The sequence below is a fragment of the bacterium genome, from assembly GCA_016873475.1.
Lineage (GTDB): Bacteria > Krumholzibacteriota > Krumholzibacteriia > JACNKJ01 > JACNKJ01 > VGXI01.
The window spans coordinates 13,059-32,714 of the sequence record VGXI01000014.1; the positions used below are offsets into that span (position 1 = coordinate 13,059).

A 19,656-nucleotide genomic window follows, 5' to 3' on the forward strand; every position below is an offset into this window, starting at 1 on the left:
GCCTCAGGTCCCCTCCCCCTCCCGACTCGCGACGTACATCGTGTACTCGAAGGAGCGCTCGCCGATCGTGTCCTGCGCCGTCCTCGTGCCGACGCGCCCGAAGACCCCGGCCAGGCGAGCGGCGAAGGCGTCGTAGCGCTCCGGGGACCAGTAGACCGCGACGCCGCCGGGGCGCAGCGCCGCGCGGGCGGCCGCGAGCCCGGTCTCCGCGTAGAGCGCGGCGTTCTCCGCGCGCACCAGCCAGTCGGGGCCGTTGTCCGTGTCGAGCGTGACGAGATCGTAGGCGCCGCCGCTCGCGCGCAGGTGGGCGAGGACATCGTCGACGACCAGACGGGCCCGCCCCGCTGCCTCAGCGGCGGCCAGGCGCGCCGCGCGCCCCTCGCCGAAGATCCGAAACCAGTCGACGATCACGGGCTCGATCTCGACCACCGTGACGCGATCGATCCGTGGGTCCGCCAGTGCAACATCCAGCGAGTAGCCGAGCCCGAGGCCGCCGACGAGAGCGGCTACGCCCTGGCCCTCGCCAGTGGCAGCGAGCGCATCGAGGCCGGCCGTGACGAGCGCCGCGCTGGAGGCGGCGTTGGCGCTCGACATCAGGAAGCTGCCGCCGGCGATGACCTGCAGGTCCTCGCCCCGGCGGCGCAGCACCAGTTCGCCACTGCGCCCGACCGCGCGGGCCAGCACCTCGAGGCCACCCGCCAGCCCCCCGTCTCGCCCTGATTGCGCGCTGCCCACGGCACCTCGCAGTGCGGTTCCGATCAGGCGCGGAGTGTAAGCCCACGGCGACTCCGATCGCAAGCGCGGGACCGGAGTGAGGGAGGGCAGGACTGGCGGGCGTCGCGGGCGCGTGGCCGACGCCAGGAAGCCAGCGCCACGGCCGCTGCGGGGCACGGGACTGCTGCGCGCCGACGCCGCGCTGCCCTTGGCCGCCGGCTCCGACTTCGCCCTGCGCTAGGGCAGCGCCAGTCCCCGCTCGGCAAAGAGCCGGAGCGGCTCCCAGTAGATGCCCAGCAGCACGGTCAGCACGCCGAGTACGCCGACGATGGCGACGCTGAGCGGCGAGAGCGCCGGCGTCGCTGCCGGCGCGGCCACGCCCGCCGGGCCCGTCGCCGGGTGCAGGACGGGCGCGGGCGCCGCGCCTGTGGGCGCGGGCGCCGCGTCCTCGGTGCCATCGATGAGCATCACCCTGGCGATGCGCATGTAGTACCCCAGCGAGATCACCGAGTTGAGCAGGCCGAGCAGGGCGAGCCAGAGCCAGCCGCCCTCGATGAGCGCCGCGAAGAGGTAGAACTTGCCGATGAAGCCGAAGGCCGGCGGCAGGCCCGTGAGGCTGATCAGGAAGATCAGCATCATCACGGCCAGGAAGGGCCGGCGCCGCCAGAGGCCGCGGATGCCGTCGATACCCCCGCTGCCCGACTCCTCCGCCACGGCGGCGATCACCATGAAGGCGCCGAAGTTCATGATCAGATAGGCAAAGAGGTAGAAGACGATCGCCGTCACGCCGGCCGGCGTGAGGAGCACGAGGCCGGCGAGCAGGTAGCCCGCGTGGGCGATCGAACTGTAGGCCATCAGGCGCTTGAGGTTGTCCTGCCAGAGCGCGGAGAGATTGCCGATGAACATCGTCGCCACGGCCATCACCGCGATGAGCGTCGGCCAGGGCAGCCCCGCGATCGGCAGCCAGCCGCTGCCCGTCGGTTCCGCGAGGGCGGTGTAGAGGATGCGCAGCGTCAGCGCGAAGCCCGCCGCCTTCGGCCCCACCGAGAGGAATGCCGTCACGGCCACCGGCGCGCCCTCGTAGACGTCCGGGCACCACATGTGGAAGGGCGCCGCCGCCATCTTGAAGCCGAGGCCGACGAGGATCAGCACCAGCGCCAGGAAGACGGGCAGTGGCTGCGCGGCGCCGGCGCGGAAGGCCTCGCCCATCGCCGCGAGGTCCAGCGTGCCGGTCAGGCCGAAGAGCCAAGAGAAGCCGTAGAGCATCGCCCCCGAGGCGACGCCGCCGAAGATGACGTACTTCAGCCCCGCCTCGTGGCTGCGCCGGTTGCCGCGCAGGCTGCCGACCAGCGTGTACGAGAGGAGGGACACGGTCTCCATCGCCAGGTAGGCCATCACCAGGTTGCCCGCGCCGGCCATCAGGATCATGCCGAGAACGACGATCAGGGTCAGCCCGGTGAACTCCCCGCCCGCGCCGCGCAGCTCGCGGCTCCGCGCCGCCATCAGCAGGGTGAGCGCGCCGACCAGCACGAAGAAGAGTCGGAAGACCCGCGTGAAGCCGTCCAGCGTGAACATCTGCTCGAAGAGGGCCAGCCCCTCGCCGCGCAGGCCGGCGCCCGGCAGGGCGGCCAGGCCGGCCAGCGCGAGCACGCCCACGCCCAGCCAGGGGTAGAGCGCCCGGCGCCTGGCGCCCCAGACCATGTCGAGCACCAGGACCAGCAGCGCGCCCCCCATGAGCAGGCACTCGGGGAGGAAGTGCTTCAGGCTGCCGAAGTTCTCGAGGGCGACCATGGCTAGAACCCCGCCAGGCCGGCGCCGGCGCCGTTCACGTGGCCGACCAGGAAGCCGAGCGTGTCGCCGATCAGGTCGAGCACCGGCAGCGGCCAGACGCCGAGGATGATGACGATGATGCCCAGCGGCACGAGCGTGATCAGCTCGCGGCGGTTCATGTCGGTGAGGGTCGCGTACTTCGGATTCAACTCGCCGAGGAACATCCGCTGCAGGGTCCAGAGCAGGTAGGCCGCCGTGATCACGATGCCCGTGGCGCTCACGATCGTGTAGAGCGGGAAGGTCCGGAAGCCGCCCATGAAGACGAGCACCTCGCTCACGAAGCCGGAGAGGCCGGGCAGCCCGAGGCTCGCGAAGAAGGCCAGCGCCGTGATGCCGGTGTAGACCGGCACCTGGTTGGCGAGGCCGCCGAAGCCGTCGATCTGACGGTGGTGCGCGCGGTCGTAGAGGACGCCCACGAGCAGGAAGAGCATCGCCGTGATCGTGCCGTGGTTGAACATCTGCAGCACGGCGCCGTTCACGCCCTGCGGCGTGAGGGAGGCCATGCCGAGCATCACGTAGCCCATGTGCGAGATCGACGAGTAGGCGACCAGCTTCTTCAGGTCGCTCTGCGCCATCGCGCAGAGCGCGCCGTAGACGATGTTGATCATGCCGATCAGGGCGAGCACCCAGGCGAGCTTCGCCGTCGCCTCCGGCAAGAGCGCGTAGTTCACGCGCAGCAGGCCGTAGGTGCCCATCTTCAGGAGCACGCCGGCCAGGATGACGCTGATCGCCGTCGGCGCCTCGACATGGGCGTCCGGCAGCCAGGTGTGGAAGGGGAAGGCGGGGATCTTGATCGCGAAGGCGATGTAGAAGGCGAACCAGAGCAGCACCTGGGCGGTCATCGCCAGGCCGCGCGCCCCCTGCATCATCTCCGCCATGTCGAAGGTCTTGCCGGCCTTGAAGTAGAGGAAGATCACTGCCAGCAGCATGAACACGCTGCCGAAGAGCGTGTAGAGGAAGAACTTGATCGCCGCGTAGATCTTGTTCGGGCCGCCCCAGATGCCGATCAAGAAGTACATCGGCAGCAGCATGATCTCCCAGAACACGTAGAAGAGGAAGAAGTCGAGGGCGCAGAAGACGCCCATCATCCCCGTGTCCAGGAGCAGGAAGAGCGCGAAGTAGGCCTTGAGCTGGCGGTTGATGCCGAAGCTCGCGATCACTGCGATCGTGCAGATCAGGGCGGTCAGCAGCACCATCGAGATGCTGATGCCGTCCACGCCCAGCGTGTAGTTGATGTTGAAGCTCTCGATCCAGGGCCGCGGGCCTTCCAGGTACTGGAACTGCTTGAGCGGCTCGCCGCCGAAGCGGCGCTGGAAGCCCGCGAAGAGCTCGATCGCCCACCAGAGCGGCGGCAGCGTGGCGGCGACGCCCACACCCTTGATCCAGTTCGGCCGCTTGGCCGGCAGGAGCAGGATCACGGCGGCGCCGATGAGCGGGAAGAAGATCATCCAGCTCAGGACGTTGTCGATGGTGGCGAGAAACATGAAGCCCAAACCTCCCCGGGCCCGCGGCCCGCAGCGTCCCTAGCTCGGGATGCCGATCAGGATCCCGACGATCACGAGCAGGAGAACGCCCGTGATCAGCGCGTAGGCGTAGCTCTGGATGCGCCCCGTCTGCAGGCGGCGCAGGCCGGCGCCGGCGTCCTTGCAGGCCGCCGCGGCGCCGTTGACGAGACCGTCGACGAAGCTGCGGTCGATCCAGCCGCTGAGGGTGGAGACGCCGCGCGTCAGCCAGGCCGAGCCGTTGACCAGCCCGTCGATGACGACGCGATCGAAGCGCGCGCAGGCCCGCATGAGCCCGAGCACGCCGGCCACCACCGTGGCCCAGTACAGCTCGTCGACGAAGTACTTGTTCACGAGCAGGCGGTGGAAGCCGGCGAAGCGCGCGGCGAGCTGACTCGGCAACTCCGGCCGCCGCGTGTAGATGGTCAGGGCCGTCAGGCCCGAGGCCGCCGCGCCGAGCACGGACAGCGCCATCAGCAGGTACTCCATGGGATCGACGCCGTGGCTCCCGCCGTGGGTCTCGCCCGCGGCGGCCGGCACCTGTGCGTGCGGCGTCTCGGCGTGCTCCCCGGCCGCGGCCGCGGCTGCCGCCTCGTGCACGGCCTGCAAGCTCTCCTCGTCGCCCGGCTGGCGATGGCCGTCCCCGTTCGTCTCCTCCGGCGCCTGCCCGGGCGCGGGGGTGTCCGCGCGCGCGGGCGACGCGAGGAAGGGCGCCGCCCCGTGGTGCAGCGCGCCCGCCGGGCGCTCGGCAACGACGGGCTTCAGCCAGCCGTGGAAGCGGTTGGCGCCGCCGAGTGCGTGCGGCACGCCGACGAAGCCGCCCACCGTGGCGAGCAGCGCCAGCACGACGAGCGGCCAGGTCACCACGCGCGGCTGCTCGCGCAGGTGCTCGCGCGTGTGGTGGTCGGCGCGGCTCTCGCCGAGGAAGGTGAGGGCGACGAGGCGGAACATGTAGAAGGCGGTCAGCATCGCGCCCAGAAAGCCCAGCAGCCAGAGGAAGCGGTACCAGCCGCCGGCGGCCCAGGTCTGCCAGAGGATCTCGTCCTTGCTGAAGAAGCCGGCGAAGGGCGGGATGCCTGCGATCGCCACCGTCGAGACGAGGAAGGTCCAGAAGGTGACCGGCATCGCCTTGCGCAGGCCGCCCATCTTGCGGATGTCCTGCTCGTGATGCATCGCCAGGATCACGCTGCCCGAGCCGAGGAAGAGACAGGCCTTGAAGAAGGCGTGCGTCACTAGGTGGAAGATGCCGGCCGAGAAGGCGGCGGCCCCGATCGCGAGCACCATGTAGCCGAGCTGGCTCACCGTCGAGTAGGCGAGCACCTTCTTGATGTCCGTCTGGGCGAGGCCGATCGTCGCGCTGAAGATGGCGGTCAGGCCCCCCACCGTGGCGACGACGAGCAGGGCCGTCGGCGCGAGCACGTAGAGCGCGCTCAGGCGCGCCATCATGTAGACGCCCGCCGTCACCATCGTCGCCGCGTGGATGAGGGCGGAGACCGGCGTCGGGCCGGCCATGGCGTCCGGCAGCCAGACGTAGAGCGGGATCTGCGCGCTCTTGCCCGTGGCGCCGATGAAGAGGCAGATGCCGATCCAGTCGAGCAGCGGCAGGCCCAGCAGGTGCTTGCCCTGGAGCAGGCCGACGGCCTCGCGGATGCCCGCGAAGCTCAGGGTGCCGCGGCCTTCGCCGGCCAGACCCCAGAAGAGCAGCAGCATGCCGATCAGGAAGCCGAAGTCGCCGATGCGATTGACGATGAAGGCCTTGTTCCCCGCGCTCGTGTTCGGCAGGTGGCGGAACCAGAAGCCGATCAGCAGATAGGAGCAGAGGCCGACGCCCTCCCAGCCGACGAACATGAGCAGCAGGTTCTCGGCGAGCACGAGCACCAGCATCGAGAAGCTGAACAGATTCAGGTAGGCGAAGAAGCGCCAGATGCCGCCGTCGCCCTTCATGTAGCCGATCGAGTAGATGTGGATCAGCAGGCCGACGCCCGTGACGACGAGCAGCATCACGCTGCTCAGGGGGTCGAGCGTGAAGGCCACCTTGGCGTCGACGCCCGGGATACCGCCGCCGCCGACGCGCACCCAGTCCCAGAGGGTCTGGGTGAGGATCCGCGCCTCGACCGCCTGCGCGCGCAGGTGGAAGAAGGCGACGAGCGAGAGCAGGAAGCTGCCGGCGATCGCGCCGACGGCCAGGCCCTGCACGAAGCGCGGCCCGAGCCGCTTGCCGAGGAGGATGTTGACGCTGAAGCCGAGCAAGGGCAGGCAGGGGATCCAGCCCAGCGCGTTTTCGATCCAGCTCAGGTCCATGCCGTTCCCTTCCCGGTCGGGCGCGCCCGGCGCGCCCCGTCAGCGCTGGAGGCTGTCCAAGCGATGGGCGTCGATGTCCCGCAGGTTCTGGTAGATGGCCAGCACGATGGCCAGGGCGACCGCGGCCTCCGCCGCCGCGAGCACGATGATGAACACCGTGAAGAGCCCGCCCTGGATGCCCGTGGTCGTGTAGTGGTTGAAGGCGACGAAGTTGAGTCCTGCGGCGTTGAGGATCAGCTCGACGCCCATCAAAATGCCGATCGCATTGCGCCGGCTGAGCACCGTGTAGACGCCGGCCGCGAAGAGCAGCCCCGCGACGACGAGGAAGTGCGGGAGCCCGATCATCGCCCGCCCTCCTTGCCTGCGGCGGGGGCGGCGTCCGCCGCCTCCGGGCCCTTCACCTCGCGGCGCGCGATGATCACGGCGCCGATCAGGGCGCCGAGCAGGAGCAGCGAGGCCACCTCGAAGGGCAGCAGGTACTTGCCGAGCAGGGCCCGGCCCAGCTCGGCGCTCATCGGCGCATGGCTCACTTCGGGCCGCAGCGGCCAGTCGCTGCCGAGGATGAGCACCAGGCTCATCATGAAGACCCCGACGGCGGCCAGCAGCGAGGCCGGACGGTTGAGTATGGGGTTCGTGTTCGCCGCCTGGCCGATGTCGCGCGTGAGCATCACGGCGAAGAGGATCACCACCGTGATGCCGCCCACGTAGACGAGCACCTGCATCGCCGCCAGGAAATCCGCCGCGAGCTGGACGTAGAGGCCGGCCACGCCGAGGAAGGTGAAGATCAGCGCGAAGCCGGAGTAGACGATGTTCCGGCTGCCCGCGACGACGCAGGCCGAGAGCACGGTCAGCGCGGTGAGCGCGAAGAAGACGACGTCGAAGACCCCCATGCCCTACTCCTCGCTGTCGGCAGCGCCCCCGGGCGCCTTCGGATTCTTGTAGATGGGCAATGGCCCGCGCTCGACGAACTGGTGGTAGAGATCACCGAGATTGGTCGTCGACGCCTCGAAGCGGGGCGTGAAGTGGATGGAGCCGGTCGGACAGGGCTCCAGGCAGAGCCCGCAGTACATGCACTTGCCGAGGTCGATGTCATAGCGCCGGAGCATGCGCTCCTTTGTGGCCTCGTCGCGCTCGACCTCGATGTAGATGATGTCGATCGGGCAGGCCTTGGCGCAGGCCAGGCAGCCCGTGCAGATCTCGACCTCGTTGACGAGGAAACCCCGGTAGCGCGCGGGCAGCGTCGCCTCGACGTCGACGTCGGGGTACTCGACGGTGATCGGCGGCTGCGTCCAGAGGTGGCGGGAGGTGATCTTGAGGCCCGTGAGCGTGGTCCGCACCGCGTCCCGGATGTTGGCGAAGTAGTCGGCGACGGCGCCCATCTCAGCTCCTAGAACAGCCCGGCGACGAGGTCGTAGAGGCCGCGGCCCTTGAAGGCCACCAGCCAGACGGCGCTCATCACCACGTTGAAGACCGCGATCGGCACGAGATACTTCCAGCAGATGCCCATCAGCTGGTCGACGCGCACGCGCGGCAGGGTCCAGCGGATCTGGAGGATGAGCAGCACGAGGGCGAAGCTCTTGACGAGGAAGACCAAGGTCCCCAGCGCCGCGCCCCCGAAGCTCCTGGGATCGACCGGCACGCCGGGGAAGTTCCAGCCGCCGAGGAAGAGGGCCGTCGCCACGCCGGAGACGATCCAGATCGTCGCGAACTCGCCGATGAAGAAGACGCCGAAGCGGATCCCCGAGTACTCCGTGTTGTAGCCGCTGACCAGCTCGCTCTCCGCCTCGGGGATGTCGAAGGGCAGGCGGTTGTTCTCGGCCAGCGCGCTGATGAAGAACACGAAGAAGGCGAGGAAGGCGAAGGGATTGTGGAAGAGGTTCCAGCGCAGGATGCCGCCGCCCCCCGCCTGACCGGCCACGATCTCCGAGAGGCTCAGCGAGCCGCTGAGGATGACCACCGTGAGCAGGCTGAGCCCCGTCGGCACCTCGTAGCTCACCACCTGCGCCGCGCTGCGAAAGCCGCCCAGCAGCGACCACTTGTTGTTGCTCGCCCAGCCGCTCATCAGGATGCCGGCGACGACGAGGCTGGTCACCGCCACCAGGTAGACGACACCGACGTTGAGATCGCTGACCACCAGGCGCTGGCCCCAGGGCATCACGACGAGCGTCAGGAAGGTGCCGGTCGCGACCAGGTAGGGCGCGAGGCGGAAGAGCGGCCGGTCGGCGTCCGCCGGGATGATGTCTTCCTTCAGGATCAGCTTCACGCCGTCGGCGACGAACTGGAGGATGCCCTGCGGCCCGACCCGGTTCGGCCCGATGCGGTTCTGGATCTTGCCCGCCACGCGGCGCTCGGCGAAGGTGAGCAGGCCGGCGACCAGGCAGGCATAGAGGGCGATGCAGAGGAAGGCCGCCACCAGCATGAAACCGAGCTGGATGGCCCAGACCGGACCCGGCAAGCTGTGCTCGGCGATCAGGCCGGCGATCCACTGCTCCATGGTCCCTTCCTCCTGCCGCCTAGCGATCGATCTCGGGAGCGACGATGTCCAGGCTGCCGATGATGGCGACCAGGTCCGCGATCATCAGGCCGCGCGCGAGCGGCTCGGTGATGCTCATCGCCGCGAAGCTGCCGGTGCGGATCTTGACGCGGTGGGGCTGCTTGCCGCCGTCTGCGACGACGTAGTAACCCAGCTCGCCGCGCGCGCTCTCGGTGCGCACGTAGTACTCGCCCGCCGGCGCCTTGAAGACCTTCTTCTCGTTCCAGAACTCGGGACCCGAGCGCGGCAGGCGCTCGACCGCCTGGCGCACGAGGCCGACGCACTCGCGCATCTCCTGCACGCGGCACCAGAAGCGGTCCCAGCAGTCGCCCCGCGTGCCCAGCCGGCCCTGCCCCACCGGCACCTTGAAGGACAGTTCGGGATAGAGGCCGTAGGGGTCGTCGCGGCGGCAGTCGAAGTCGACGCCGCTTGCGCGCAGGTTGGGCCCGCAGAGCCCGTAGGCCATGGCGTCGGCCGCGCTGATCACGGCCACCTTGGCCAGGCGCGCGCGGAAGATGCGGTTGAAGGTGATCAGGCGGTCGAACTCGTCCACCGCCGGCAGGAAGCCGTCGCAGAAGCGCAGGACCTTGTCGGTCCAGCCCTTCGGCGCGTCGTGGCTGACGCCGCCGATGCGCACGTAGTTGTGGGTCAGGCGCGCGCCGCAGAGCTCCTCGATCAGGTCGTTCACCTTCTCGCGCTCGCGCAGGGCGTGCAGGAAGGGCGTCACGGCGCCCATGTCGGAGGCGTTGGAGCCCACCGCGACCAGGTGGCTCGCCAGGCGCACCAGCTCGGCGCTGATCACGCGCAGCAGCTCGCCGCGCTCGGGCACGGCGTGCCCTGCCATCCGCTCGCACGTCACCGCCCAGCCGTGGTTGGCGTTGATCGCCGCCACGTAGTCGACGCGGTCCGTGAAGGGCATGAACTGGAAGTACTCGAGGCCCTCGGCGATCTTCTCGATGCTGCGGTGCAGGTAGCCGACGTCGGGCACGCACTGGTGGATGATCTCGCCGTCGGTCTCGAGCTGGAAGCGGAGCACGCCGTGCGTGCTCGGATGCACGGGACCCATGTTCAGGGTCATCAGCTCGGTCTTCACTTCTGCCATGACAGCCACTCCCGGTCGCGGCGGGTGGGAATGCCCTGGTAGGCAGGCTGCTCGACGAAGTCCTTGCGCAGCGGGTGGCCCACCCAATCGTCGGGCAGCATGATCCGCCGCAGGTCCGGGTGCCCCGTGTAGACGATGCCGAGCAGGTCCCAGCTCTCGCGCTCGTGCCACTCGGCGGCTGGCCAGATGTCGCTCACGGTGGGCACCTGCGGCGCTTCGCGCGGCAGGTCGGTGTGCAGGGTGAGCAGGCGGCCGCCGTGCGCGTAGCTGCAGAGCGTGATCGTGCTGCGCAGCTTGTTCTCCTTGGGATGGTCGGTGCCCGCCACCTGCTGCAGTGCCTCGAAGTGCAATGCGGGGTCATCGCGCAGGGCGAGGCAGAGCGCGTGCAGGCGCTCGGCGGTGACGAGCAGGTCCGGCTGCGGCGCCTCGGGGCGGAAGGTGATGCCCTCCTCGCCGACCACGGCCGCGATGCGCGCGAAGAGGGCCTCCGCCTGCTCGCGGGTCATGCTCATCCCTGCGCCTCGCTGCTGGGCGGCGCCGCAAGCGGCGCCGCCTCGGGTAGACTTGCCGCAGGCAGTCCCGCCGCGGCGGCCGGGGATCGCTTCACCAGGAAGCGCTCGCCCTTGATCTTGCGCTGCAGCTCGGCGATGCCCTCGTAGAGCGCCTCCGGCCGCGGCGGGCAACCCGGGATGTAGACGTCCACGGGCAGGATGGCGTCCACGCCCTTGACCACGCTGTAGCCGAGGTTGAAGAGGCCGCCGCAGTTGGCGCAGCTCCCCATCGAGATCACGTAGCGCGGCTCGGCCATCTGCTCGTACATGAGCTTGAGGCGGCTGGCCATCTTGTAGGTGAGCGTGCCGGCGACGATCAGCAGGTCGCTCTGGCGCGGCGTCGCGCGGAAGACCGAGCCCATGCGGTCGAGGTCGGTGCGCGGCCCGCCGGCCTGCATCAGCTCGATGCCGCAGCAGGCCAGGGCGCTCAGCATGTACCAGACCGAGTTGCCCCGGGCCAGGTTCATGATCTTGTCCGTGTTCGTGAAGATGGCCACCTCGGGCAAGGTGTCGACCATCGTCGGCAGTTCGCGCTCCGTCATGGCGATCTCCCTCGGCCCCGCCTACTCGGGCCGGGAACGGGCGTGGCGCCGCAGCTCGATGGGATTGTCGCTGCGGCTGAGCTGGAGGTCCTTCACCCAGTCCAGGTCGCCCTTGCGCCACAGGTAGACCAGGCCCAGGAAGAGGATCAGGATGAAGAGCAGCACCTCCGCCAGCACGAACCACCCCTGACCGCTCTCGACGAAGCCGCGCATGACCATCCCGACGGGGAACATGAAGGCGATCTCGACATCGAAGATCAGGAAGGCGAGCGCGATCAGGTAGAAGCGGATGTTGAACTGCAGCCAGCCGGGGCCGGTGGGCCGCTCGCCGCACTCGTAGCTGGACAGCTTGTCGGCACTGCGATTGCGGGGCGCGAGCAGCTTGGAGATCGCCAGCAGCGCGAAGATGAACAGGATGCTGAAGAGGACGAAGACGAGCACATTCGCAAACTGGAATAGCATCGCGCGTTCTCCGCGAATCCGGGGGCGGCCCCGAGCCGGCCGCTCCGCGACGCCGCGCGGCGCCGACAGGGCCGAAGTGCAGGCGAGGCTAGCGGGCGCCTACCCCTCGCGCAAGCACTTTCCAAGTAAGCAGATGGCGTCGAGTTCGCCAGAGTGGCGGCGATCCCGAGCCGGCGTTTCATCCATTCGCGCCTTGATCGGGGCTCGGCGCCGCGCACACGCCGTTGACGCGCCCGGACTCGCGACCCATGCTGCCGCGGGGCCGAGCGGCGCCCACCGCCCAGGAGAGAACGCGGATGACCAAGCTGTCGCGAGAGGAGCCGCTCGCCCTGGCCGGCCCCGCCGGCCGCCTCGAGGCCCTTGCCTATGCGCCCGTCGATCCGCAAGGGGCGGCGCTCCTCCTGCACCCGCACCCGCTCTACGGCGGCAACCTGCACAACAAGGTGGTCTTCACGGCCCAGCGGGTCTGCGCGGATCTGGGTCTGGCGACCCTGCGCTTCAACTTCAGAGGCGTCGGCGCGAGCGGGGGGCGCTACGACGACGGACAGGGCGAGCAGGACGACGCGCGGGCGGCCCTCGTCCATCTGGCGGAGCGCTGGCCGGCGACGTCGCTGTACCTGGTCGGCTTCAGCTTCGGCGCCTGGATCGCCCTGCGCGTGGGCAGCGCGCGGGCGGACGTCGCGGGCCTCGCCGCCATCGGCACGCCGGTCGACTGGGCGCCGCTCGACTTCCTCGCCGATTCAGCCGTGCCGAAGCTCTTCGTCCACGGCGACGAGGACCAGTACTGCGACCCCGAGGGCCTCAGGCGCGCCTATCCCGGCTTCGCACCCCCCAAGCGGCTCGAGTGGATCGCCGGCGCCGACCACTTCTTCACGAGCCGGCTGGAGGCCTTGAGTCTGGCGCTGCGGGAGCAGTTTCCGCTGCCGGCGGTCGCTTGGCGGCGCTCGCCGTCCGCGTGAAGACCGCGTCCACCGCGAAGTGCTCGCCGCGCGTGCCCGGCAGCTGCAGCCAGCGCAGGAAGCTGCCCTTGCGCAGGTCGATGAGCGCGAGCCGGCACTCCTCGAAATCGGGCACGGCGAAGAGCCGTCCGTCCGGGCTCATGTCCCCCGCCAGGGGATTGGCGCCGGCCTCGATCTCGCGCCAGAGCTCGATCCGCGGCCGGCCGTCGCCCCCGGCTGCGACGTCGAAGATGCGCAGGCGGGCGAGGTCGCTGGGCGCGATGCGCATCTCGCTGACGACGAGGCGCGCGCCGTCCGGCAGCGGCGTCACGCGCGCGGGGTGCTTGCCCGCTGCGAAGCGCGCGACGGGCTCCAGGCCGGGCAGCGCAAGCACCTCGACGAAGCCGGGCGCGCGACCGCTCGCCAGCGGCGCGCCCAGGCAGGCGACGTAGAGCCAGCGCCCCAGGGGATCGACCGCCATGTGCACCGGCGCCGGCCCAACCGGTCGCGTCTCGAGCGTCGTCCCGTGTTCGGTGTCCAGCACCGTGAGCGTCGAATCGCCGGTGTTGCCGACGTAGGCGCGCTTGCCCCCCGGGTCGAAGCAGGCCGTGCGCGGGTTGCTGCCGACGCGGAAGGCGAAGCGCGGCTGGCGGGACCGGGTGTCGATCGCCGTGACGACCGAGTCGCTCCTGGCGAGAGCGATCACGGCGCCGTGCGTGACGAGGCAGCGCCGGCTCGTCGGGTCGAAGGCGACACTGCTCGCGGCGGCCCCGATTTGGATGCGCCCGCGGATCGAATCGCCGGCGGCGCTGAGCACGTGCAGATCGCCCGAGCCTTCGCTGGCGACCCAGATCTCTTCGCCGTCCGGCGTCACGGCTAGCCGCGCGCTGACCGAGCCCAGGTTCAGTTCGGCGGTCGGCGTGAGCTGCGGGTAGTCGTAGCTCAGAAGGCGCGAGTGGCCGTAGGGCAGGCGGAACTGGGCGACATGCAGCGACCAGCCGGTCTCCGCCTCGCGGCGGCCGCAGCCGAGCGCGAGGGCGAGTGCCAGGGCGAGGAGCAGGGCGGGTCGCGCGCGGCGCATCAGAGCTCTCCTTCGGGCCAGGCATCGACGATGCCGACGACGATCGCCCGGATCGGGGCCGCCGGGTCGCGCAGCACCTGGCGCGCGCCGTTGCCCTCGTCGAGGACCAGCACGGTCTCGCCGGCGCCCGCGCCCACGGCGTCCAGCGCGATCAGGTAGCCCGGCCCGTCCAGGCGCTCGACGATGAGCAGTCGCTGCCCAGCCACGACCCGATGATGGATGGTCGAGGTGCAGCGGCCCGCCACGCGGCCGAGGATCATCGCCGACCGCCGCGGCCGGGCCGGCGCGGTGCGGGCGTGGTCTCCGACGATACGAGCGGCGCGAGCGGCGCGAGCGGCGCGGGCTCGCCGCGGCCCGGACCTGTCTCGTCGGCGTCGAGGGCGTGCGTGTCCACGATGCCGACGATCGCATGATCCACGGGCACGAACCAGGGGTCAAGGGCGAGGGCTGCTTCGCGGCTGGCGACGAAGTAGACCAGCTCGCCGGGGCCGGCCATCCGCGTGCCGTCGGCGCAGACCAGCGGGCGCCCCGCGGGCACGAGGTGCTGATCCAGCGGCTGCACCCAGAGCATGGGCACGCCCGCGAGCCCGTCGGCGACGCGGCAGGGCACGAGCGTGCCGATCACGCGCGCGAACTGCACTAGCGCGCCTCCTCGTCATGGCGATCGCCGTGACCGGCGATCGCTGCTGCCCCGGCTTCTGTCTCCGCATCCGGCGGCGCGAGCGGGGCGCAGAGGGCGAAGCGGCTGCCCGCGGCGAGCAGCGCGCGCAGCGTGTCGTCCAGGCGCGGGATCAGGGCCTGTTGCGTGAGGCGCGGGCCGAGGCGCGCGGCGCCGGCGGCGAGGGCGGCCTCCACTTCGTCGAGCGCGCCGTCGAAGATCGAGAAGGCCTTGCCGCCCAGGCCGTCGGCCAGGCGCAGCTCGCGCAGCGTGACCGCGCAGGCCTTGAGCGCGGCGTCCGTGGCGCCGAGCAGCGCGGCGCTCGAGGCGGCCTCGAGCAGGCCGAGCGCCTCGGACTCGGCGCCGCTGCGCGCGCCGGCGAGCGCAGGGCCCAGCGCTTCGTGGGCGTCGGCGAGAAGGATCTCGTCGTGCAGGCCCGCCGCGGCCAGGCCCTCCGCGTGCGCCTCCACCACCGAGGCCGTGCTGCCGCCCAGCAGGACGAGGAAGCGGCCCGGCTGCACGCTGCCCGCGCGGATCAGCGCCACGGGCGCGCGCTTGAGCATGCGGTCGGCGGCGGCCACGCCCGCCGGCACGCCCGCGTACTCGAGCAGGGCGAGAGCCGGATAGCGCGTGTCGTTGGTCGTCACCATCGCTAGACGATCCGGAAGTGGTCCACCAGCACGCAGCGCCGCTCGCGGCTGAAGCTGTGCGGACCGGTGAGCCCCTCCCCGGTGGGCGAGGCGATGCTGAAGCTCGCGTAGCCCTCGCCGCCGTGGCCGAGCCCGGCGGCGCAGGGGCCGTTCTTGACGAAGATCGACGTGTTGATTTCCCGCGCCATGCGGCTCAGGCGATCCAGGCGCCTCGAGTGCATCGCGGCCGAGTGGCCGCAGCCGTGCTCGGCGCGCACGGCGAGATCGATCGCCGTGTCGGCGTCGGCGACGGCGACCACGGGCAGCACGGGCAGCATCTGCTCCGTCCAGACCAGCGGGTGCTCGGCGGGGACGGGCGCCACGAGCAGGCGCGCCGCCGGATCGCAGGGCGCGCCGATCGCGGCGAGGATCGCCGGCGCGTCCTGGCCGATCCAGCGCTTGGCGATGACGCCGGGCTTGCCAGCGCCGCGCAGTTCGTCGAAGAGCAGGGGCGTGAGGCGCGCGATCTCGCCCGCGGTCAGCACGCGCGCGCCGTGCCGCTGCATGGCCGCGAGCAGGCCCGCCGCCGCCTCGGCGACGACGAAGACCTCCTTCTCGTCCACGCAGATGATGTTGTTGTCCAGCGATGCCCCGAAGGCGATGTCGCGGCCCGCCGCGTCGAGGTCGGCCGTCTCGTCCACCACCACGGGCGGGTTGCCCGGCCCCGCGCAGATCGCGCGCTTGCCGCTCGCCATCGCCTCGCGCACGACGCCCGCGCCGCCGGTCACCACGAGCAGGCGCACGCCCGGGTGGCGCATCAGCGCCTGGGCGCTGGCGATCGTGGGCTCGGCCACCGCGGTGACGAGGTCGGGCGGGCCGCCCGCGGCCAGCACCGCGCGGTGGATCAGCCGCACGGTCTCGGCCGAGCAGGCCGCCGCGCCCGGATGCGGGTTGAAGACCACCGCGTTGCCGGCGGCGAGCATGCCGATCGCGTTGCAGATCACCGTGCTCGTCGGGTTCGTGATCGGCGCGATCGCCGCGATGACGCCGAAGGGCGCGGGCTCCATCAGCACGAGGCCGCGGTCGCCGCTCGCCGCGCGGGGCGCGAGGGCTTCGGGGCCGGGCGTCTTGAGGGTGACGAGGCGGTTCTTCAGCTCCTTGTCGGCGGCGCGGCCGAGGCCGGTCTCCGCGCGGGCCAGTTCGCCCAGGCGCGCGGCCGCGGGCAGCAACGCCGCGCGAATGGCGTCGACGAGACGCGCGCGCAGCGAGGGCTCGGCCGCCGCGAGGGCGCGGAAGGCGCGGCCCGCCGCGGCGACCGCGCCGTCGACATCGGCGTGGATGCCCTCGCCGAGCGCCGCCCCCGGGGGCGGCGCGGCGGCGGGCGCGGGCGCGGCCGCCGGGGCGACGCCGGCCAGGCCGAGGCGCAGGGCCAGCTCGCCGGCCAGCGCCTTGATCTGGGCCTCGCTGAGGGCGCTCATCGCGCGCACCGGCGCGGGCCGCTAGTCATCGCGACCTTTCCGATAGCGCTCCTCGCCGCCGATCTCCCAGCTGTCGACGATCGCCATGATGACGGCGTCGCAGGGCCGGTTCTCGGTGGCTTTCGTTTGCCGGGCGGAGCTGCCGGTGGCAAAGAGCACCTTCTCGCCGATGCCGGCGCCCACGGCGTCGGCGGCCACCACCGTGCCGCCCGTGGGCGCCCCGTCGGGTCCGAGCTGTCCGAGCAGGAGGAACTTCAGCCCCTCCAGGCTCGGCTCCTTGCGCGTGGCCACCACCGTGCCCAGCACGACGGCCAGGTTCATGGCGCGCCTACTTCGACTTGGCGGACTCGGCCTGGCGGCCGAGCGGGATCACCATGTCCACGTTGGCGTGCGGGCGCGCGATGATGTGCACGGCGACCAGCTCGCCCACGCGCGCGGCCGCGGTCTGGCCGGCGTCGCAGGCGGCTTTGACCGCCGCCACGTCGCCGCGGATCACGGCCGTCACGTAGCCGCCGCCGGTCTTCTCGTAGCTGACCAGCTCGACGCGGGCCGCCTTGACCATGGCGTCGGCCGCTTCCACCATCGCGGGGAAGCAGCGCGTCTCGATCATGCCCAGTGCATCTGCCATTTGCGTCCTTCCTGTGCTCGGGGACCGCGGTCCCCCTACCCGTTCTTCTCGTTCGTGCGCCCGCTGAGGGCCTCGATCGCCGCGACGGCGGCCGGCCAGGCCGCGTCGATGTCCCGCTGCTCGCCGCCGAGATACACGCGCCCGAAGCTGCCGAAGGCGCGCACCTCGAGGATGTTGATCTCGGCCGCCTTCTCGGCCTCGTTCGCGGCCAGCGCCGCGTAGGCCGCCGGCTCGCACTCGAGGATGTACAGGCTCTCGCCGGCCAGGATCATGTTGCCGTGGCGCATGCGGTTGATGAGCTGCGTCTGGTAGTCGTCCACGGCGCGGATCACGGTACTCGAGAGCACGCGCGGCTTCAGGCGCTCCTCCTCGCGCACCTGGAGCGCCTCGAGGATGGCCCGCCCGGCCTGCCGCACGTCGGCCTGGCTCTTCGAGTGGATCTCGAGCATCCCGTAGAGCCGCTCCACGATCTGCATGCCGGGCGTGACCTGCGTCGTCTTGAGGGCGATGTCGGTGACGCGGTTGATCTCGATCCCCGGCGAGACCTCGACGAAGAGCGCCGCCTCGTTCGCCGTCGGCAGGAAACCCTGCGCCACGGTGGCGAGGAAGCTCGCGAACTGCGGCTGCAGCCGATCGAGGAACACATAGGCGCGCAGGTCGACCAAGCCCATCCTGTCCCCCCTAGGCCGGCGCGCCACTCGCGCGCAGGGCCTGTTTCGCTTCCTCGACGATGGCGACGCTCGCGCTCGCGCCCAGGCGCGTGGCGCCGGCCGCGAGCAGGCGCTGCGCGGCCGCGAAGTCGCGGATGCCGCCCGAGGCCTTGACCCCGAGTCCCGCCGCGCGCACTTCCGCCGCCATCAGCGCGACGTCGGCCACCGTGGCCCCGCCGCCGCCGAAGCCCGTCGAGGTCTTGACGAAGTGCGCTCGCGCCTGCACGGCGAGGCGGCAGGCGGCGCGCTTCTCACTATCAGTGAGCAGGCAGGTCTCGAGGATCACCTTGCAGAGCGCGCCGCCGTCGCGGCAGGCCTCGACGACGGCGCGGATGTCGGCGAGCACGGCCTCGGCCTCGCCGCCCTTGAGCGCGCCGACATTGAGCACCATGTCGATCTCGCGGGCGCCCTCGCGAATCGCCCGCCGCGCCGCGAAGGCCTTGGTCTCCGGCTGGTCGGCGCCGAGGGGAAAGCCCACCACCGCGCAGGTGGCGACGCCGCTCCCCGCCAGCTCGGCGGCGACCAGGGGCGCCCAGACCGCGTTCACGCAGGCTGCGGCTGCGCCCAGCGCACGCGCCTCGACGGCGAGGCGGCGGACCTGCTCGCGCGTGGCGTCGGGGCGCAGCAGCGTGTGGTCGATCGCGCGCGCGAGGGCGGCCACGCTGAGCCCCGCGGCCGGCGCCGCGGCAGCGAGCGCCGCCGCCGGTCTCGCGCCCGCCGGCCCCGACCCGCCCCCGGGGGCGACCAGGGGCGCCAGCTCCGCGAGCAGGCGCTCGAGATCGGCGCTCGAGAGCGGCAGGCCCGCCCCCGCGCCTGAAGAAGGCGCCGGCTCCGCCGGAGTTGTCGCTCCCCCGGCAGAACCGGCAGGGATGGCCGCACGGCCTCCCGAAATCGTGTCGCCCTCGATCATCGCCACGCGGCGCTGGTGGCGGGCCTCGGTGCAGTCGGTCGCGAGCCAGAGGGCGACGATCTGCCAGGCTAGCTCGGGGCCAATCAGGCCGGCGCCGAGGGTGAGGACGTTGGCGTCGTTGTGCTCGCGGCTGTTGCGGGCGCTGGAAAGGTCGTAGGCGAGGGCCGCGCGCACGCCGGGCACCTTGTTGGCCACCATCGAGGAGCCGATGCCCGCCCCGTCGACCATGATGCCCCGCTCCGCGCGCCCCGCGGCCACGGCCTCGGCGACCTGGCGCGCGAAGACCGGGTAGTCCACGGCTTCATTCGATGAAGTGCCGAGGTCGAGCACCTGGTGGCTCGCCGCGCGCAGCTTCAGGGAGAGCTGCTCCTTGAGGGCATAGCCGCCGTGGTCCGCACCGAGGGCAATCCTCATGCTGCGCCTTCATCGGTCGGGGCCCGCGGGCCCGTTCGCGCGCCGGCCGGGCGGCGCTAGGACCAGACCTGGGAGTCGTCGCTGGGGCGCCGGCCCGTGATCGGCCGGATGCCCCCCGCCTCCAGTTCCACGATGGCCTGCAACTTCCGAACGTGAAGCTTGAGGGCGCTCACTCCCTGCTCCGTGAGCTGGAAGCGGGTCCAGGAACGCCCGCCCCGGCTGCCCTTGAGGATCTCCAGGTAGCCGGCGCCGGCGAGCTTGCGGGTCTGCACATGCAAGTTGCCGTCTGCCAGGCCGGTGCGCTGCTTGAGATCCGTGAAGGCCACCGGCTCGCCGGTGATGAGCGCGGCGACGATGCCCATCCGGGCAGCCGAGCTGAGCGTTTCGTCGAAGTCGGGCAAGGGCGCTGCTCCCCTCTCAGCTTCACGATCGAAAGTCTGCTCCGATCATCGACAGCCGTCAAGACTTTCTTGACGGCTTTCGGCGGCCGAGCTTCAATGCGTGAAGTATCGCCCGCCCTTCGCGCCCCCACTTGCGGCGGAGCCCGGCGCGCGGCATCTCTCCCTGGCCCGGCCCGGCCGGCCCCACGCGGAGGCAAGCCCGAATGTCGATGAAGCGCATCCTGATCGGCCTTGGCGGCCTGATCGTCCTGCTCCTGATCGCCGCTCCCCCC

Annotated in this window: 23 protein-coding genes; 1 reads left to right on the forward strand and 22 read right to left on the reverse strand. The window is 71.3% G+C overall.

The features are described from left to right. Positions 1-3: 3 nt before the first annotated feature. From FJ251_02540 to FJ251_02595, 12 genes are all read right to left on the reverse strand, one after another. On the reverse strand, positions 4-735 hold the full coding sequence (locus FJ251_02540; GenBank protein ID MBM4116605.1) for a spermidine synthase: 732 nt from the start codon (positions 733-735) through the stop codon (positions 4-6). A 216-nt stretch (positions 736-951) separates the two neighbouring features. Continuing rightward, positions 952-2,505 (reverse strand): NADH-quinone oxidoreductase subunit N, encoded by a 1,554-nt coding sequence (locus tag FJ251_02545; protein ID MBM4116606.1) that lies wholly within the window; start codon positions 2,503-2,505, stop codon positions 952-954. 2 nt (positions 2,506-2,507) lie between these two features. After that, the gene (locus FJ251_02550) at positions 2,508-4,028 is read right to left on the reverse strand and encodes an NADH-quinone oxidoreductase subunit M (GenBank protein ID MBM4116607.1); all 1,521 of its coding nucleotides are present in this window, start codon (positions 4,026-4,028) and stop codon (positions 2,508-2,510) included. A gap of 39 nt (positions 4,029-4,067) precedes the next feature. After that, positions 4,068-6,347, reverse strand: coding sequence for an NADH-quinone oxidoreductase subunit L (gene nuoL / locus FJ251_02555; GenBank protein ID MBM4116608.1), 2,280 nt, complete (start codon positions 6,345-6,347; stop codon positions 4,068-4,070). A gap of 39 nt (positions 6,348-6,386) precedes the next feature. Then, entirely contained in the window at positions 6,387-6,692 is a 306-nt protein-coding gene (gene nuoK, locus FJ251_02560; GenBank protein MBM4116609.1) for an NADH-quinone oxidoreductase subunit NuoK, read from the reverse strand. Beyond that, complete coding sequence (locus FJ251_02565; protein MBM4116610.1) at positions 6,689-7,237, reverse strand: NADH-quinone oxidoreductase subunit J; 549 nt, start codon at positions 7,235-7,237, stop codon at positions 6,689-6,691. Before FJ251_02565 ends, nuoK begins: the two co-directional genes overlap by 4 nt. A 3-nt stretch (positions 7,238-7,240) precedes the next feature. Beyond that, on the reverse strand, positions 7,241-7,726 hold the full coding sequence (locus FJ251_02570; GenBank protein ID MBM4116611.1) for an NADH-quinone oxidoreductase subunit I: 486 nt from the start codon (positions 7,724-7,726) through the stop codon (positions 7,241-7,243). An 8-nt stretch (positions 7,727-7,734) separates the two neighbouring features. Then, positions 7,735-8,841 (reverse strand): NADH-quinone oxidoreductase subunit NuoH, encoded by a 1,107-nt coding sequence (gene nuoH / locus FJ251_02575; protein MBM4116612.1) that lies wholly within the window; start codon positions 8,839-8,841, stop codon positions 7,735-7,737. A 19-nt stretch (positions 8,842-8,860) separates the two neighbouring features. Beyond that, positions 8,861-9,982 carry an NADH-quinone oxidoreductase subunit D gene (locus FJ251_02580; protein MBM4116613.1) on the reverse strand — a complete coding sequence of 374 codons (1,122 nt, stop codon included), beginning with the start codon at positions 9,980-9,982 and terminating at the stop codon, positions 8,861-8,863. Then, on the reverse strand, positions 9,970-10,494 hold the full coding sequence (locus FJ251_02585) for an NADH-quinone oxidoreductase subunit C (GenBank protein ID MBM4116614.1): 525 nt from the start codon (positions 10,492-10,494) through the stop codon (positions 9,970-9,972). Before FJ251_02585 ends, FJ251_02580 begins: the two co-directional genes overlap by 13 nt. Further along, positions 10,491-11,051, reverse strand: a complete 561-nt coding sequence (locus FJ251_02590) for an NADH-quinone oxidoreductase subunit B (GenBank protein MBM4116615.1) — start codon at positions 11,049-11,051, stop codon at positions 10,491-10,493. The genes FJ251_02585 and FJ251_02590 overlap by 4 nt, the downstream gene beginning before the upstream one ends. A 45-nt stretch (positions 11,052-11,096) precedes the next feature. Further along, positions 11,097-11,537: an NADH-quinone oxidoreductase subunit A gene (locus FJ251_02595; GenBank protein MBM4116616.1), complete on the reverse strand. Its 441-nt coding sequence runs from the start codon at positions 11,535-11,537 to the stop codon at positions 11,097-11,099. A 248-nt stretch (positions 11,538-11,785) separates the two neighbouring features. Between FJ251_02595 and FJ251_02600 the strand changes: the two genes are divergently transcribed. Continuing rightward, positions 11,786-12,496, forward strand: coding sequence for a hypothetical protein (locus tag FJ251_02600; protein ID MBM4116617.1), 711 nt, complete (start codon positions 11,786-11,788; stop codon positions 12,494-12,496). On the opposite strand, the gene FJ251_02605 is transcribed toward FJ251_02600, so the two are convergent. From FJ251_02605 to FJ251_02650, 10 genes are all read right to left on the reverse strand, one after another. Continuing rightward, on the reverse strand, positions 12,408-13,556 hold the full coding sequence (locus FJ251_02605; GenBank protein MBM4116618.1) for a YncE family protein: 1,149 nt from the start codon (positions 13,554-13,556) through the stop codon (positions 12,408-12,410). The genes FJ251_02600 and FJ251_02605 overlap by 89 nt on opposite strands. Beyond that, positions 13,556-13,816 carry a hypothetical protein gene (locus FJ251_02610; protein ID MBM4116619.1) on the reverse strand — a complete coding sequence of 87 codons (261 nt, stop codon included), beginning with the start codon at positions 13,814-13,816 and terminating at the stop codon, positions 13,556-13,558. The genes FJ251_02605 and FJ251_02610 overlap by 1 nt, the downstream gene beginning before the upstream one ends. Continuing rightward, complete coding sequence (locus FJ251_02615; GenBank protein MBM4116620.1) at positions 13,813-14,196, reverse strand: ethanolamine utilization protein EutN; 384 nt, start codon at positions 14,194-14,196, stop codon at positions 13,813-13,815. Before FJ251_02615 ends, FJ251_02610 begins: the two co-directional genes overlap by 4 nt. Further along, on the reverse strand, positions 14,196-14,864 hold the full coding sequence (locus FJ251_02620) for a BMC domain-containing protein (protein MBM4116621.1): 669 nt from the start codon (positions 14,862-14,864) through the stop codon (positions 14,196-14,198). The genes FJ251_02615 and FJ251_02620 overlap by 1 nt, the downstream gene beginning before the upstream one ends. Before the next feature lie 2 nt (positions 14,865-14,866). Then, positions 14,867-16,321 carry an aldehyde dehydrogenase family protein gene (locus tag FJ251_02625; protein MBM4116622.1) on the reverse strand — a complete coding sequence of 485 codons (1,455 nt, stop codon included), beginning with the start codon at positions 16,319-16,321 and terminating at the stop codon, positions 14,867-14,869. 21 nt (positions 16,322-16,342) lie between these two features. Further along, positions 16,343-16,642 (reverse strand): ethanolamine utilization protein EutN, encoded by a 300-nt coding sequence (locus FJ251_02630; GenBank protein MBM4116623.1) that lies wholly within the window; start codon positions 16,640-16,642, stop codon positions 16,343-16,345. Between the two features lie 7 nt (positions 16,643-16,649). Then, positions 16,650-16,949, reverse strand: a complete 300-nt coding sequence (locus FJ251_02635; protein MBM4116624.1) for a BMC domain-containing protein — start codon at positions 16,947-16,949, stop codon at positions 16,650-16,652. A 35-nt stretch (positions 16,950-16,984) separates the two neighbouring features. Further along, the gene (locus FJ251_02640; GenBank protein MBM4116625.1) at positions 16,985-17,620 is read right to left on the reverse strand and encodes a hypothetical protein; all 636 of its coding nucleotides are present in this window, start codon (positions 17,618-17,620) and stop codon (positions 16,985-16,987) included. Between the two features lie 10 nt (positions 17,621-17,630). Beyond that, on the reverse strand, positions 17,631-18,569 hold the full coding sequence (gene deoC, locus FJ251_02645) for a deoxyribose-phosphate aldolase (protein MBM4116626.1): 939 nt from the start codon (positions 18,567-18,569) through the stop codon (positions 17,631-17,633). 470 nt (positions 18,570-19,039) lie between these two features. Next, the gene (locus FJ251_02650; GenBank protein MBM4116627.1) at positions 19,040-19,384 is read right to left on the reverse strand and encodes a hypothetical protein; all 345 of its coding nucleotides are present in this window, start codon (positions 19,382-19,384) and stop codon (positions 19,040-19,042) included. Positions 19,385-19,656: the final 272 nt, after the last annotated feature.

Bases quoted from the DNA above. Each gene is read 5' to 3' on its own strand.
- FJ251_02545 (MBM4116606.1), bottom strand. From the start codon at position 2,505: ATGGTCGCCCTCGAGAACTTCGGCAGCCTGAAGCACTTCCTCCCCGAG.
- FJ251_02550 (MBM4116607.1), bottom strand. From the start codon at position 4,028: ATGTTTCTCGCCACCATCGACAACGTCCTGAGCTGGATGATCTTCTTC.
- nuoL (MBM4116608.1), bottom strand. From the start codon at position 6,347: ATGGACCTGAGCTGGATCGAAAACGCGCTGGGCTGGATCCCCTGCCTG.
- nuoK (MBM4116609.1), bottom strand. From the start codon at position 6,692: ATGATCGGGCTCCCGCACTTCCTCGTCGTCGCGGGGCTGCTCTTCGCG.
- FJ251_02565 (MBM4116610.1), bottom strand. From the start codon at position 7,237: ATGGGGGTCTTCGACGTCGTCTTCTTCGCGCTCACCGCGCTGACCGTG.
- FJ251_02570 (MBM4116611.1), bottom strand. From the start codon at position 7,726: ATGGGCGCCGTCGCCGACTACTTCGCCAACATCCGGGACGCGGTGCGG.
- nuoH (MBM4116612.1), bottom strand. From the start codon at position 8,841: ATGGAGCAGTGGATCGCCGGCCTGATCGCCGAGCACAGCTTGCCGGGT.
- FJ251_02580 (MBM4116613.1), bottom strand. From the start codon at position 9,982: ATGGCAGAAGTGAAGACCGAGCTGATGACCCTGAACATGGGTCCCGTG.
- FJ251_02585 (MBM4116614.1), bottom strand. From the start codon at position 10,494: ATGAGCATGACCCGCGAGCAGGCGGAGGCCCTCTTCGCGCGCATCGCG.
- FJ251_02590 (MBM4116615.1), bottom strand. From the start codon at position 11,051: ATGGTCGACACCTTGCCCGAGGTGGCCATCTTCACGAACACGGACAAG.
- FJ251_02595 (MBM4116616.1), bottom strand. From the start codon at position 11,537: ATGCTATTCCAGTTTGCGAATGTGCTCGTCTTCGTCCTCTTCAGCATC.
- FJ251_02600 (MBM4116617.1), top strand. From the start codon at position 11,786: ATGCTGCCGCGGGGCCGAGCGGCGCCCACCGCCCAGGAGAGAACGCGG.
- FJ251_02605 (MBM4116618.1), bottom strand. From the start codon at position 13,556: ATGCGCCGCGCGCGACCCGCCCTGCTCCTCGCCCTGGCACTCGCCCTC.
- FJ251_02610 (MBM4116619.1), bottom strand. From the start codon at position 13,816: ATGATCCTCGGCCGCGTGGCGGGCCGCTGCACCTCGACCATCCATCAT.
- FJ251_02620 (MBM4116621.1), bottom strand. From the start codon at position 14,864: ATGGTGACGACCAACGACACGCGCTATCCGGCTCTCGCCCTGCTCGAG.
- FJ251_02625 (MBM4116622.1), bottom strand. From the start codon at position 16,321: ATGAGCGCCCTCAGCGAGGCCCAGATCAAGGCGCTGGCCGGCGAGCTG.
- FJ251_02630 (MBM4116623.1), bottom strand. From the start codon at position 16,642: ATGAACCTGGCCGTCGTGCTGGGCACGGTGGTGGCCACGCGCAAGGAG.
- FJ251_02635 (MBM4116624.1), bottom strand. From the start codon at position 16,949: ATGGCAGATGCACTGGGCATGATCGAGACGCGCTGCTTCCCCGCGATG.
- FJ251_02640 (MBM4116625.1), bottom strand. From the start codon at position 17,620: ATGGGCTTGGTCGACCTGCGCGCCTATGTGTTCCTCGATCGGCTGCAG.
- deoC (MBM4116626.1), bottom strand. From the start codon at position 18,569: ATGATCGAGGGCGACACGATTTCGGGAGGCCGTGCGGCCATCCCTGCC.